This is a genomic window from Dactylosporangium sp. NPDC000521 (assembly GCF_042898305.1).
In the GTDB taxonomy this organism is placed as follows: Bacteria; Actinomycetota; Actinomycetes; order Mycobacteriales; family Micromonosporaceae; genus Dactylosporangium.
The window spans coordinates 1-13,637 of record NZ_JBIAYW010000042.1; the positions used below are offsets into that span (position 1 = coordinate 1).

A 13,637-nucleotide genomic window follows, 5' to 3' on the forward strand; every position below is an offset into this window, starting at 1 on the left:
GGGGTGTCGTCAGCGGCTGCCGCCGGGACGACGAGCGCGGCGGTCACGACGAGCGCCACGGACGCGGCGGATGCCGCAAGGGCGGAGAGCAGACGACGCATGTGTTGCCCTTTCACGTGGCTGACCCGAACCCGAGCTCTTGGAGCGGGAAGTCCCGCTGGATGCCGGCATGCAGCACGTACGGGGTTCCGCACAGCACCTGCCGATCCGAGATCCGGTTCCGTCCGGGACGCTGCGGATCGCATGACACTCAGAGTCCCCGACCTCCCGTCCGACCATTCGGCCGGTCGGTCGATCAATGAGTTTCGCGGCTCCGATCGGACGCCGTCAAGACGCTAATACGGATAATCATGCGCAGGCAGGTCACGCCGCAAGAGCCCGTTCCGGATGGGCCAGGCCGGGGTCGCCGGCGGCGTTCACGGCACGGCCCACACCGAGGAGGTGACGCGCCGGCGGCATTCGCGCTCGTGAAGCCGGCTACTGAGCCCGTGGCGATCCGGACGCACGTGCGTGACGACGACGCCGGTGACGTCGTCGAGGATCGCGCCCGCGGCGCCTCGGCCGGCCCGGGCCGCCGTGGCAGGGCCGGGCCCTGGAGGACCGCGTCAGTGGCTGTCGAGGCGGCCGGACTGGTGCAGGGCGAAGAGCAGGGCGATCGACGGCACCACGAGCAGCAGGGCGGCCGCGGCCACGACCGTCAACGCCCACAGCGTCGGCGCCGGCGCCGCGGCCTCGGCGATGCGCAGGTGATCGCCGAGCAGGTACGGGTACTGAGCCACGCCCCAGCCGGCGACCACCGTGCCGGCGGCGCCGACCGCGGCGGCCTGGGCGGCGCGTGGCGAGGCGTGGCGCAGCAGGGTCAGCGAGCCCAGCCCGCACAGTGCGGATACGATCATGAGGGGCAGGCCGCGGGTGAGCAGTCCGTGCGACAGCCGCGGCGCATCGGCGTGCAGCACGGCGATGCCGGCCAGGGCGACGGCGCCGGTCACCAGGGCGGCGAGGCGGGAGCGGCGGGCATACCAGCGGCGCAGCGGCTCGTCGCGGCGCAGCCGGGCCTCGGCGGTGAGGAACACGGCGGCGAGAAAAGCGCAGACCAGGACCGCGAGGATGCCGCCGAGCACGCTCGTCGGGTTGAGCCAGGAACGGACCGGGTCGCCGCCGCCGGTGGCGGGGACGCGGCCGGAGGCGATGCCGCCGGCGACGGTGCCGAAGCAGAACGGGGTGATGACCGAGGAGGCGGCGAACGCGGCGCCGGCGGCGCGCTGGTGATCGGTGACGACGAGGACCTTACGGAACGCGAAACCGGAGCCGCGCAGCACGACACCGAGTCCGGCCACGCCCAGCGGGATGTACAGCGTGGTCATGATGGCCGCGAACGCGGGCGGGAAGGCGGACCACAGCATCACCAGGCAGAAGATCAGCCAGACGTGGTTGGCCTCCCAGACCGGGGCCAGGACGGCGTCGATGAGATGCCGCGGCCGGCGCCCGCGCTCCGCACCGCCGGCGGTGAGGTCCCAGAACCCGGCGCCGTAGTCGGCGCCGCCCAGGACGGCGTAGGCGAGCACGCCGGCGAACAGCACCGCCGCGGCGACCGTGCTCATCCGTCGGCCGCCGCGGACTCGTCGGCGCGGGCCGGGCCGTACGGCACGTCCGCCAGATCGTCGCCGCTGTCCCGCCAGCGGCGACGCAACACCCGAAGGACGTGCACGGTCGCGAAGGCAACCGCGGCGTACAGCAGGAGCGTGGCGGCGAAGAAGAACCACACGTTGCCGGAGCGCGTGACCGCGTCCCGGGTGAGCAGGTGCCCGACGACGGTCCAGGGCTGGCGGCCGACCTCGGTGACCACCCACCCGGCCTCCAGGGCAACGACGGCCAGGATGCCGCCGGCGATCACGGCGGGCGGGAACCAGCGGCTGCCGGGCGGGCCGCGGCGGCGCCACCAGGCCAGGCCGAACCACGCCGACAGGGCCAGCAGATACATCCCGGCGCCGACCATCACGTCGAAGGCAAGGTGCACGATCGTCACCTGCCGGTCGGTCGGCCGCACCTCCTCGGGGATCGCGTCGATGCCCTGGACGCGGGTGCCGGCGCGGTAGCCGGACAGGAGTGATGCGCCGTTCGGAACGGGGATGCCGCCAAGGACCCGCCCGTTGCTGTAGACACCGCCGAGGACCTCGGGCACATGGGTGCCGGTGGTCGGCAGCGCCTCGATCGCGGCGAACTTCGCCGGCTCCCGGTGGAACACCTCCCGGGCCACCACGTCCCCGACGAAGATCTGCACCGGGGTGACGATCGCGGCCATGGTCAGCGGGATCATCAGCCCGAGCCGCACGGTGCGATCATTGCCGGTCCGGCGCAGCCCGCGCGCGTACACGGCCGCGGTGACGAACCCGGCGACCATGTATCCGGCCAGCAGCATGTGCACGCTCTCGTACCAGAACGCCCCGTTGAACATCACCTCCAGCGGGCGTACCCCGACAACCCGCCCGTCGCGGAGGGTGAACCCGCCGGGCTGGTTCATCCACGCGTTGGCCGCGACGACGGAGAGGGTGCCGCCGATGCCGGCGACGACGACCGGCACCCCGGTCCAGAAGTGGCGCCAGCCGGAGAGGCGGTTCCAGCCGTAGACGTACACCGCGACGAAGATCGCCTCAAGGAAGAAGAACAGCCCCTCGACTGCGAACGGGATGCCGAACGCGGCCCCGTAGCGCCCCATCAGCCCGGGCCACAGCAGGCCGAGCTCGAAGCTGAGCACGGTGCCCGAGACCGCGCCGACCGCGAACAGCACCGCCGCCACCTGCGACCACCGCCGGGCCAGCACCAGCGCGTCCCGGTCGCCGTGCCGCAGCCCCCGCCACTCGGCGACGAGCATCAGAAACGTGAACGCCAGCCCGAACGGCACGAGGATGATGTGGAATCCAAGCGTGAACGCCATCTGCTCACGCGCGGGCAGCAACTGCGACGGCTCCATCGGCGGTACCTCTACCGCCCCTCAAGTGAGCTAAACACCGGCCGGCGATCGTCGACACGACCTTCCGGTACGACGTCGTGATGGAGCCGATGCGGGCGGCATGCCGGGCGCACGTACTCCGACCCGAGGCACGTGTCGCGCATCGCATCAGGTACACCGGCCATGAGCCGAGGTTCTGCGTTCGCCCGACGCGGACGAGAAGCGTGCCCGCCAGGGTCGGGCCACGTCATCGGCGAAAGCCATCGGGTTTGTGCCACCTGCGGCCGGGTAGTTCAGCCCACCACCCGTCGTGGCAACTACGCCGGGCGAACCTGCTCGACCTTCGACGTCCGGCCCGGCCGCGCATGAAACCGTCACAGTGACACCACGGCGTCACTGGTACATCAGCAATGAGGCCGATGATGGGGATGTCTATCGGGACCCGTGACGTTTGGGACGGCGCGGTGGTGAGCATCGCCGGGGCACTGGACGGTTCAGTCGCGGACGCGATCCAGCAGACCCTCGAGGCGGCGCTCACGCGCCACCCGGAGGTGTTGCGGGTCGACCTGGCGAAGGTACGGCTGCTCGATTCACAGGTGATGGCCGTGCTGTGGCGGATGCACAAGGCCGCGGCCGCACAGAACACCGTTTTGATCGTGTGCAACCCGAACGAGTTCGTCACGCTTGTGTTGGAAGTGGCCGGATTCCTCAAAGAGCTGCCGGTGGAGCGGGACCACGGCGGTGCGACGACCACCGGTTGAGATGTGCCGGCAGCAGGCCAAGATTCAATGCACGGCGACTCCAGCATCCTGGAGAATGCCACCGGGGTTGGCGCGCCGCCGCAGTCGTGGCCCCGCCGCGAGCTCGCCGTCGACATCCTCCACAAGTGCGTCTACGGCTTCACGACACGAGTCGTGGCGCATGCGCTGGCCTCGCGGGACGGTCCGGGACCGGGGCAACGCCACGCCGCACTGCGCGCCGGGCGGCACGCCGACGTGGGCCCGCTGCCCCGCGACGCGGCGCGTGCGCGCGGCGTTGACCCCGCCGACCGGCCGACACGCCACCAGTCCCCGGCGGTGACGGTTCTGCTGGCTGGTCAGGCCGCCATCGGCTGGGCGGTGATCACGACGTTGTCGCGGTAGTGCCGGGTCGCGCCGTCGAACGGCCCACCGCAGGTGATGAGCGTGAGTCGCGTGGCGCCGTCGCGGGCGAAGTACCGCTGCAGCGGGATCGCCGTCTTCGGATAGATCTCGCGGGCCACGACGCCGAACCGGTGCACGGTGCCGTCGCCGCCGGTGACGTCGATCCGGTCGCCCGGGCCGAGGTCACGCAGCCTGAAGAAGGCACCGCCGCCCTGCTGTGCGCTGTCGACGTGCCCGGCGATGACGATCGACCCGGCGTTGGCCTCCAGCCCGGGCCCGTACTTGTACCAGCCGACGACGTCGACGCTCGGCGGCACCGCGAAGTCGCCGGTGCGCTCGTCCACGCCCACCGGGTTCACGGTCGCGTCGACCCCCAGCTTCCCGATGCGCAGCCGGGCCGGTGGCACCGCGGCGACCGCGGACGGCGGCGCGCCGGCGACGATCGGCACACCGCCGGAGGACGAGGGCGCGAGCGTCGCGGAGGCGAGGGCCACGGCGCTGGCCGCCCCGACAGTCGGCGCCGGCCGCTGCGCGCAGGCCGCGACCGCGGCGCCGGTGAGCAGTACGGCCCCGACCATCACGGCGACCCAGGCCGCCGGCCGGGGCGCGCCCCCGCAGCAGTCTGCGGGGGCGCGCCGTTGCTCGACCGGGCCAGCATCACGCCCGGACCCCGCCGGCCGCCCGTCCTGCGCCGCGGCGCAGGAGCAGCGCACCACCGAGCAGCAGCAGGAGCCCGCCGCCCGCCGCCGCGTAGGTCCAGCCGGCAGGACCCCGGTCGGCGGTGCCGCCGGTGCCGGAGTTGACGCTGCCGGGCGTGCCGTGCAGGCCGGTGATGGTCTGCGCCACCACACCGAGGGTCTCGCCCTCCGCGGAGCCGACCGCCGAGGTGCCCTCGGCCCGGCGACCTTCGACGGCTGGAAGTCGCATCCAGGCGGGGGTCGCGACACGAACTGGCTTCAATGCGGCCGCGGCGAACGACGCCACGAACCGCGGGTCTGGGCCGTGAAACGTTCACGCCCGGACCGTGGCCATGCCGTTCGCGGGGTTTCGACGCATTGACAGCTATTCGTACGCCTCCTTACTGTCCGGCCCGCCGTCCGGACTGGGCGGGTTTCGAAACCACTTGGAGGCGTCATGGCCGGTTCGCTCGGCGGAAGACACACACTCCGGGCCCGGCTGGCGTTGGCGATCGGTGCGGTCGTCGCAATGCTGGCGGGCCTCGTCGCGGCCGTGACGACCAGCGCCTACGCGGCGGCGGGGTGCCAGGTGACCTACCGGGTCGCCAGCCAGTGGCCCGGCGGGTTCACCGGCGACGTGGCCGTGAAGAACCTCGGCGAGCCGATCAACGGGTGGACGCTGCGGTGGGCGTTCGACGCCGGGCAGACCGTCACCCAGGCATGGAACGCGACCGTGACCGCGTCCGGAGCACAGGTCACCGCCCGGGACGCCGGGTACAACGGCGCCATCGCGACGAACGGCACCGTGTCGTTCGGCTTCAACGGGTCGTGGACCGGCAGCAACCCGGTGCCGGCGTCGTTCACGCTCAACGGTACGGCCTGCACCGGCAGCGTCACGTCGACGTCGGCCTCACCGAGCGCCAGCGTCAGCACCTCACCGAGCACCAGCACGTCGCCGAGCACGCCGCCGCAGCCCGGCGACGCCATGGCCGCCGTCGCCGCCATGCAGCCGGGCTGGAACCTCGGCAACAGCCTGGACGCGACCGGCGCCGACGAGACCTCATGGGGCAACCCGCGGGTCACCGCCGCCCTGCTCGACAACATCCGCGCCCAGGGCTTCAAGAGCGTCCGCATCCCGGTCACCTGGGGCCAGCACATGGGCGGCGCGCCGAACTACACCGTCGACGCGGCCTGGCTCGCCCGGGTCAAGGAGGTCGTCGACTGGGCGCTCGCCGACGGCTTCTACGTCATGATCAACGTTCACCACGACTCGTGGCAGTGGATCAACACGATGCCGGGCGACCGCACGAACATCCAGAACAGGTACAACGCCCTGTGGACCCAGCTCGCGGCGGCGTTCCGCGGCTCGTCATCGAAGCTGGTCTTCGAGAGCGTCAACGAGCCGCAGTTCACCGGCTCCTCCGGCGATGCCCAGAACGCCGAACTGCTGGCGGCGCTGAACAAGGAGTTCCACCGCATCGTCCGCGCCTCGGGCGGCAACAACGCGACCCGCCTGCTCGTCCTGCCGACCCTGCACACGTCGGCCGACCAGGCCCGCATCGACGAGCTCACCGCGACGTTCAACCAGCTCAACGACCGCAACCTCATCGCGACCGTGCACTTCTACGGCTACTGGCCGTTCAGCGTCAACATCGCCGGCGGCACCAGGTTCGACTCCGCCGTCGAGCAGGACCTCGTCGGGCAGTTCGACCGGGTGGCCAACGCGTTCGTCGCCCGAGGCATCCCGGTGATCATCGGCGAGTACGGGCTGCTCGGCTTCGACCGCCACACCGGCACCATCGAGCAGGGCGAGAAGCTCAAGTTCTTCGAGTACCTCGGCCACTACGCCCGCACGAAGAAGCTCACCACGATGCTGTGGGACAACGGCCAGCACTTCGGCCGGACCTCGTTCACCTGGAGCGACCCGGAGCTGTTCGGGCAGATCAAGTCGAGCTGGACCACCCGCTCCGGCACCGCCTCGGCGGACTTCGTCTACGTGCCGAAGGCCGGCTCGATCACGGCGCAGACCCTCACGCTCAACCTCAACGGCACCACGTTCCAGAGCCTGCGCCAGGGCAGCACCGACCTGGTCCGCGGCACCGACTACACCGTCTCCGGCAACCAGCTCACCCTGACCGCCGCCGCGTTGACCAGGCTCGTGGGTTCGCGCTCGTACGGCGTGAACACAACCCTCCAGGCACGGTTCTCCGCCGGCGTACCGTGGCGGATCGACATCATCACGTTCGACCCGCCGGTGCTCGCCGGCGCGACCGGCACCACGGCGGCGTTCTCACTGCCGGCCCAGTTCCGCGGCGACCAGCTCGCCACCATGGAGGCGAAGTACGCCGACGGCAGCAACGCCGGACCGCAGAACTGGACCTCGTTCAAGGAGTTCGACGTGACGTTCGCCCCGGACACCACCGCGAACACGATCACGCTGCGCCCGGCCTTCTTCGCCGAGGTCAACGACAACGCCAGAGTCACCCTGACGTTCCACTTCTGGAGCGGCACCAAGGTCACGTACTACGTGACGAAGTCCGGCAGCACCGTCACCGGCAGCACCACCTGACCCTGTCGCCGGCGAAACGGCCCGCCGCCCCAACACGGGCGGCGGGCCGTCGCATGCGCCGACCCGGGTCGCCGCCGGCCCGCCCAGATCGCTCGGTCGGCTCAGCGTTCGGCAGGGTCACCGCGGCCGACCTGGGTGTCGGACAGGCCCTCCGGAGCACGGCACCGGTCAGCGTCGGGGAAACGACGCCGGTCGGGAAGCTGCCGAACGCCCGGCGCAGATCGTCCGGGCTCGCGGCCTGGTGCATGCCCGCGCCGCCCGCGCCGGCCGTCACAGCCGCCCGGCGCCGACTCGGCCGGGGATCCAGCGCCCGCTCATGCCGACACCCTACGGACCATCGCGACCGCGTACCGCCCCGCTACTGCCGGGCGGCAGCGGTTCGCTGGCGTGCCGATTCGTACAGCACGACCGTCGCGGCGGTCGCCGCGTTCAGGGAGCTGGCGGACCCGGACATCGGAATCCGGACGAGCTGGTCACAGGCCGCGCGCCAGCCGGAGCTGAGACCGGTGGTCTCGTTACCGATCAACGTCAGCGTGGCTCGCGTGAAGTCGTGCTCGGCGGCGGCCAGGGCGCCGCGCTCATCGGTGCCCACGATGCTCATGCCGATGCCGGTGGCGCGGACGTCAGCCACCCAGGACAGCACGGCCTGGTGTGCCGGCATCTGGACCACGGGCAGGGCGAACAGCGAGCCGGTGCTCGCCCGGACCGCCTTCGGGTCGTACACGTCGGCGGCGTGCCCGGTGATGATGACACCGGAGGCGCCGAAGGCGTCCGCGGACCGGACGAGGGTCCCGATGTTGCCGGGGCTGGTGGGCCGGTCGAACACGACGGTGAGCATGGTCGGCCCGACCGGGATGCGGCGCAGATCGTCCTCCGGCATCGCGACCACGGCCAGCAGTTCCGGAACTGTGTCTGCCTTCTCGCCCAGTTCCCGCATCAGTTCCGGGGAGACGGCGATCGTCTCGGCCCGGACCGTGTCCAGGGTCTCGCGTGCCCAGCCGGACAGTTGAGCGCTGGTGTCGTAGAGCAGTTCCCGGATCTGCCAGCCGTGTTCGACGGCCATGGTGATCGGGCGTACGCCCTGCACGAGGAACTCGCCGCGACGCCGCCGCTTGGTCCGATTGCCGAGGAGCGCCTCCCACTGCTGGAACCGCGCATTGCGGCCACTCACCCGCAGTCCCACCGCCGGCCCCGCCTCTACCCGGCGCTGCGGTCGGTGCCGTCCCCGTGCAGACCGGGGGTGTCCTGTCCGAGGCCCTGACGGATCGCTGTCTCCACGGGTGAGTACGCGCCGTCGGTCCGCTCCAGTTCGTACGGCGCGGCCGGCATCAGCGGTGGCTGGGCCATGAAGCGCGGCCGCACCCCGTGGTGCGGTTGCGCCGCGTGCACCAGGAACGGATGGCACAGGAAGACGTCGCCCGGGGAACCGGTGGCGAGGGCGAGTGGCCGGTGGTCGGACGCCGCCACCAGGTCGGGCGCGAGGGTCAGCCCGCTCGCTCCGTCCTCCCCGTACTGCTCCAGCACCTTCGGCACGTCGAGGTGTGACCCGACCCGGATCCGGGTCGGGGCGTCCTCCTCGCCGACCTCGCTGAACAGGAACAGCATCAGCAGCGCCCGGCCGCGGGAGCGCACATTGGTGAAGTACCAGCTCTCCCCCTCCGGCAGGTAGCTCCCCTCGATGTGCCAGCCCGCGTCGTCCGGCTCCTGCTCGTGCGGGAAGCGCAGCGGGAACGTGCCCAGCGAGTAGCGCGGCTCCCAGCGTCCCGCGCCGACGAGCAGGTCGTACGCGTGATGCAGGAACGGGGAGTTGGGTGCGGCGGCGAACGGCCCCTGCGCCATGCCGGCCACCCAGTGCACGGGCTGCGTCCACGTCGCTGGATCGTCCGGTGCGCAGCCCGTCTCTCGCCACAGCAGCCGCGCGCAGTCCGCGGCCACGCGCGGTGCGACGGCGCCCTCCACCTTCACGAAGCCGTCGCGGAGGAAGCGGGATACCAGGGTCGCGTCATCCATGCCCCCATCGTGCGGCTGCATCGATCCCGATCACCCAACACTTTCTGCGCCGCTTTTGTCGGATGTACCGCGCCGGCGCAGACGCACGATCGGATGGGACCGCAGCGATCGGACGTGGACAAGGCCTGCTGCGTGCCAGGCGGGTTCAAATTCGCTCGACTGCGGTGGCCCGGCGGATATCGTTGGAGATCATGAGTGATCTCGTTGAGGCATCCGAAAAGCTCGACGCCGGCGACCTGAGCGGTGCGATCCGCGCGCTGCTGACCACCGCGGCCGACGCGCCGGTCGCGGACCTGGCGGTGATCCTCGCCCGCGCCGGGCGCCTGGCCGGCTTCGACGACCTGTCCGAGGCCGCCGATGCGGTGGTTTCCGATCCCCGCGACGCCGCCCTCCTGTACCAACTGGGCTGGGCCTGCATCGAGCGCGGCATCTCCCAGATCGCCATCCCTGTGCTGGAGGCCGCCCTCGCGGCGGCACCGGGCGATCGCCAGATCGTGACCGAGCTGACCGCCGCATACGAGGATGCCTACCGCTACCGCGATGCCGTCGCCGTCCTCGAGGCGAACGACGCGGGCCTGGAGGACTGGCCGGACCGCTACCTGCTCGGCTTCTACAGCGTCATGTCCGGCGACCTGGACCGGGCCCGCCGGGCCGCCGCGCGCCTCGCCCCGGCGCCGCAGGACTGGGTCCACGCGCACAGGCGCCTGTCCGGCATGCTGGAGCGCGCCGCGACCGTCCCGGGCCCGCTCGACCAGCAGGCGCTGCGCCCCTGGCACTACGTGCTCAACGGCGGCGTCCTGCTGCACCTCTCCCCGCACGGCTTCGACGAGCCGATGCGCGGCCGCTACGCGTACCTGCACGACAGCCTGGCCGCGGTGCGCCGTACGATCGACCGCCTCCGCGTCGTGCTCGAGGCCGCCGGCCCGGCCGCGTCGAGCGTCAGCCTGCTGCCCGACCGGGGCAGCTCGATCTTCGGCCTGGCGCTGGCCTCCGTTCTGGGCCTGCCCGCCCAGCCGTACGCCGCCGGCCGCCGCGACACGATCATCGCCGCCTACGACCTGTCCGACCCCGCCGCGCTCCCGCCGACGCTGGCCGAGCGCGCACCGGGCGCCCTGCTCGTGGAACACGCGACGTCGTGGACGAACCCGGGCCCGGTCGCACCGGACGTGACCGGGCTGCTGTACCAGTCGCTGGTGCCCGCGTGGGGCGAGCACATGCGCTTCCCGCCCGGCGGCGAGCCGGAGCAGGTCCCGGCGGACGAGCGTCCCGCCGAGGCGCTGGCCGCCGCCGTCCTGGAGACCGCGCCCGACGAGGACGACGTGGCCCCTGGCGACACCCCGGCGGACCTCGCGACCTTCGCCGCGGGGCTGGCGCCGGGATGGCCCCTCGCCGGCCGCCGGGACCGCCTGTGGTCGCCCGGCCCGGTGCCGAGCGCCCGCTTCCTCTGAGCCCGTTCAACGCTCCTACCAACGGGCTTGCGGCGGGTCGCTCCCGGAGACGGCCCCGACCGACGAAGACCGTCCCGACCGCGGGCGGCCCGCCATGGATCACCATGGCGGGCCGCCCTTGCACGTCCTCGATCAGGCCGGAGTCAGCACGCCGCGCAGCCGGCCGGCCACCCCGCGAACCACCGATCGCGGCTTCTGCTGCTCCCCGGCGAGGGCCGTCACCGCGATGAGCGCACCGGTGAGCGCCGGTACGGCCCACTGCGCCACCTTCTGGCGGCGCTGCACGGACCGTACCTCCGGCGGGGTCTGCTCCGACGGCTCCGTCACGCCGGCCACCGGCGCCGGGGCGGCATCCTCGAGCTGCATGCCGAGGCGCCGGCTGTAGGCGGTGGCGCCCAGCGCCGCGACGGTCAGCGCCGTCTTCACCGCGCTCATCGTGCCCACGCCCCGCTGCCCGGCGACCCGCCCTTGTTCACTGGCGAGGATGCCGGCGGCGCCGACGAGATGACTGCCGATCGCGGCCATGTTCACCGGCGCCCACCGATCCCAGCCGACCGAGGAGACCGTCAGCCGCTCCTGCGGGTCGTCGACCTTCCCCGCGGCGCCGTTCAGGCCGACCGCGCCCATCAGCGATCCGCCGAACCACGCGGCGAGGCCGGCGTCGTGCATGGAACGCAGTACCGTGTCGCGTTCGTTCATGATCTGGAACTCCTTTCGTTGTCCGGCGTCCGTGATCGACTAACCGGTGCTCGCGGCCTGAAACATTCAGGGCCGGGCCACGTTGTGCCGCCGTCGTTGCCGGCGGGAGCAGCGGGCACCGGGGACACGGCATCCGCCGCGGTGACGCTGGCCGCGGTGAAGACGGCGGACAGGACGTTCGCACTCCGGGAGGTGCCCAGGCCGAACCTGTCCGCTCCTGCAGCACGGTGGCCAGGTGTCGCGGATCCTGCTACGCGAGCAGCCCCTCGCCGATCCAGCCGCCCGGCTCGCAGCCGGGCGGAATCGCGAACACGGCGGAACCGATCGGGGTGATCCATTCGTTCATCAGGTCCGCCTCGGCGAGCTTGCGCTGGATCGGGATGAACTGTTCGCCGATGTCGCGCTGGTACGAGGCGAACACGAGCCCGCTGTCCGCGGTGCCGTCGACGCCGGGCGGATCGTCGTAGTTGAACGGGCGGCGGAAGATCCGCAGCCGGTCGTTCGCCACCTGCGCTCGTGAGACGTGGGAGAACTCGGAGATGACCGGCAGCCCGATCGCGTTCTTCGCGTTGAAGTCCGGCTTGTCGAGCTCGCGCCGCCCGGTGAGCGGCGCGCCGTCGGACAGCCGCCGGCCGACGGCGAACTCCTTGCCGGCGGTGTCGGCGGCGTCCCATGCCTCCAGTTCCGCGCGGATCCGGCGGACGACGACCGTGGTCCCGCCGTGCAGCCACGAGGGGCCGGCGTCGGTCCACACCGCACCCGCGAACGCGGGGCTGCCCGGTGCGGGGTTGCCGGTGCCGTCGAGCTGCCCGAGGACATTGCGCTGGGTCACCCCGTCGTCCTGCATGCTTCTGGCCCGGCGGAATCCGCGCTGCACCCACCGTACGGTGGCGAAAGACCGCGAGTCCTTGACCAGCATCCGCTGTGCGTGGGCCACGGTCAGCGGGTCGTCGGCGCACAGCTGCAGCAGCACGTCACCACCGCACCAGCGCTGCTGCAGCTTGTCGATGCCGAACGCGGGCAGCTGCGCCAGCGACGCCGGCCGCTGTTCAGTGAGTCCGGCGACGTCGAACAGCCGGGGCCCGAATCCGAACGTGACGGTGAGCCGGGACGGCAGGTGCGCCAGCTCGGGCTGACCGTCGGCGAGGGGTGCTCGGCCCTGGGTGAGCCTGGCGGCGTCGTCGGTGAGCACCAGCATCATCCGGCGCAGCGCCGCCCGCTCCACGGCGGCGGCCAGGTCGAGCGCGACGAACGCGGCATGTGCCTGCGCCGCCGTCTCGACCCCGGCCTGGTGCGCGCCGTAGAACGGCACCATCTGCCCACCGAGGTCGGACGCCGGCGTGGGGGTGGTGCCGGCGCCGTCGTGTCCGCCGCGCACCGCCGCCACCCCGGCGGCGGCCACGCCACCGATGGACAGCGCGCCACCGGCCAACAGGGCACGCCTGCTGACCGGCCACTGTGGACGGTCGGGCACCGTCAGCCCATCGTCATCGCGCTGGCGCTCGGGCTGCCGTCCATGCCCGGCATGTACGACTCGTTGCCCGCCGCGAAGTCCTTACCGAGGGCGGTGAACTGGACCGTGGCGCCGTCCTTCAGCGTCAGCGTGAACGTCACCTGGTCGCCAGCCTTCACCTCGGTCTTCACGTCCATCAGCATGAAGTGGTCGCCGCCGGGCTTGAACTCGTGCGATCCGTTGGCGGGAATGACGAACCCGCCGTCCTTGGGCCGCATCGCCATCTTGCCGTCGACGGTGGTCGTCTCGTGCAACTCCATCATCGGCGACACCGACGACGACACCGAGACCACGACGACGTCCTTGCCGGTCGTGTTCATGACCGTGCCGTACGCGGCGGACATCCCGGACTTCGCCGTCTTGACCCACGGGTCCTTCACGATCAGCGCCGGCTGCGCGCTCGCGCTGGTGGTGGCCGGTGCAGCCTCGGCAGCAGGCGACTTCTCGGCTCCGCAAGCGGTCAGGGCCAGCACCAGCACGGCAGCGGCGGCGAGCAGACCGCGGTTGCGCAACGACATCGGGTTTCCTTCGCATTGGACGGCGAGCGTTGTCATCGGAATAGTCGGCGCCCGTGCCGGGAAAGTTCCCGTGAGATTCATTGCGGCCCCCGACGCACCGAATGCGGCGCC

The 13,637-nt window shown here is 72.0% G+C and carries 13 protein-coding genes; 4 read left to right on the top strand and 9 right to left on the bottom strand.

The window, feature by feature from the left end; translation table 11 throughout:
* Nucleotides 1-605 precede the first annotated feature (605 nt).
* Complete coding sequence (locus ACFY3L_RS52995; protein WP_389343063.1) at nt 606-1,601, bottom strand: cytochrome d ubiquinol oxidase subunit II; 996 nt, start codon at nt 1,599-1,601, stop codon at nt 606-608.
* The gene (locus ACFY3L_RS53000; protein WP_389343066.1) at nt 1,598-2,971 is read right to left on the bottom strand and encodes a cytochrome ubiquinol oxidase subunit I; all 1,374 of its coding nucleotides are present in this window, start codon (nt 2,969-2,971) and stop codon (nt 1,598-1,600) included. Before ACFY3L_RS53000 ends, ACFY3L_RS52995 begins: the two co-directional genes overlap by 4 nt.
* A gap of 443 nt (nt 2,972-3,414) precedes the next feature.
* Between ACFY3L_RS53000 and ACFY3L_RS53005 the strand changes: the two genes are divergently transcribed.
* Together ACFY3L_RS53005 and ACFY3L_RS53010 are read left to right on the top strand one after the other, a co-directional pair.
* Nucleotides 3,415-3,711: an STAS domain-containing protein gene (locus ACFY3L_RS53005; protein WP_389343069.1), complete on the top strand. Its 297-nt coding sequence runs from the start codon at nt 3,415-3,417 to the stop codon at nt 3,709-3,711.
* A gap of 27 nt (nt 3,712-3,738) precedes the next feature.
* Nucleotides 3,739-4,092, top strand: coding sequence for a hypothetical protein (locus tag ACFY3L_RS53010; RefSeq protein ID WP_389343072.1), 354 nt, complete (start codon nt 3,739-3,741; stop codon nt 4,090-4,092).
* Here the strand turns inward: ACFY3L_RS53010 and ACFY3L_RS53015 are convergent.
* Nucleotides 4,047-4,670 (bottom strand): class F sortase, encoded by a 624-nt coding sequence (locus ACFY3L_RS53015; protein ID WP_389343075.1) that lies wholly within the window; start codon nt 4,668-4,670, stop codon nt 4,047-4,049. The genes ACFY3L_RS53010 and ACFY3L_RS53015 overlap by 46 nt on opposite strands.
* Before the next feature lie 79 nt (nt 4,671-4,749).
* Nucleotides 4,750-5,019 carry a hypothetical protein gene (locus tag ACFY3L_RS53020; protein WP_389343078.1) on the bottom strand — a complete coding sequence of 90 codons (270 nt, stop codon included), beginning with the start codon at nt 5,017-5,019 and terminating at the stop codon, nt 4,750-4,752.
* 207 nt (nt 5,020-5,226) lie between these two features.
* On the opposite strand from ACFY3L_RS53020, the gene ACFY3L_RS53025 reads away from it, so the two are divergent.
* The gene (locus ACFY3L_RS53025) at nt 5,227-7,338 is read left to right on the top strand and encodes a cellulase family glycosylhydrolase (RefSeq protein ID WP_389343081.1); all 2,112 of its coding nucleotides are present in this window, start codon (nt 5,227-5,229) and stop codon (nt 7,336-7,338) included.
* Between the two features lie 358 nt (nt 7,339-7,696).
* Here the strand turns inward: ACFY3L_RS53025 and ACFY3L_RS53030 are convergent, their stop codons facing one another.
* Entirely contained in the window at nt 7,697-8,515 is an 819-nt protein-coding gene (locus tag ACFY3L_RS53030) for a TrmH family RNA methyltransferase (RefSeq protein ID WP_389343174.1), read from the bottom strand.
* A 20-nt stretch (nt 8,516-8,535) separates the two neighbouring features.
* Nucleotides 8,536-9,348, bottom strand: a complete 813-nt coding sequence (locus tag ACFY3L_RS53035; protein WP_389343084.1) for a phytanoyl-CoA dioxygenase family protein — start codon at nt 9,346-9,348, stop codon at nt 8,536-8,538.
* 191 nt (nt 9,349-9,539) lie between these two features.
* Here ACFY3L_RS53035 and ACFY3L_RS53040 point away from each other — a divergent pair, with 191 nt between their 5' ends.
* Nucleotides 9,540-10,796, top strand: coding sequence for a tetratricopeptide repeat protein (locus ACFY3L_RS53040; RefSeq protein ID WP_389343087.1), 1,257 nt, complete (start codon nt 9,540-9,542; stop codon nt 10,794-10,796).
* Between the two features lie 132 nt (nt 10,797-10,928).
* On the opposite strand, the gene ACFY3L_RS53045 is transcribed toward ACFY3L_RS53040, so the two are convergent.
* From ACFY3L_RS53045 to ACFY3L_RS53055, 3 genes are all read right to left on the bottom strand, one after another.
* Nucleotides 10,929-11,495, bottom strand: a complete 567-nt coding sequence (locus ACFY3L_RS53045) for a hypothetical protein (RefSeq protein ID WP_389343090.1) — start codon at nt 11,493-11,495, stop codon at nt 10,929-10,931.
* Nucleotides 11,496-11,745: 250 nt separating this feature from the next.
* Complete coding sequence (locus ACFY3L_RS53050; RefSeq protein ID WP_389343093.1) at nt 11,746-12,969, bottom strand: Dyp-type peroxidase; 1,224 nt, start codon at nt 12,967-12,969, stop codon at nt 11,746-11,748.
* 2 nt (nt 12,970-12,971) lie between these two features.
* Nucleotides 12,972-13,526, bottom strand: a complete 555-nt coding sequence (locus tag ACFY3L_RS53055) for a copper chaperone PCu(A)C (RefSeq protein WP_389343096.1) — start codon at nt 13,524-13,526, stop codon at nt 12,972-12,974.
* Nucleotides 13,527-13,637 lie beyond the last annotated feature (111 nt).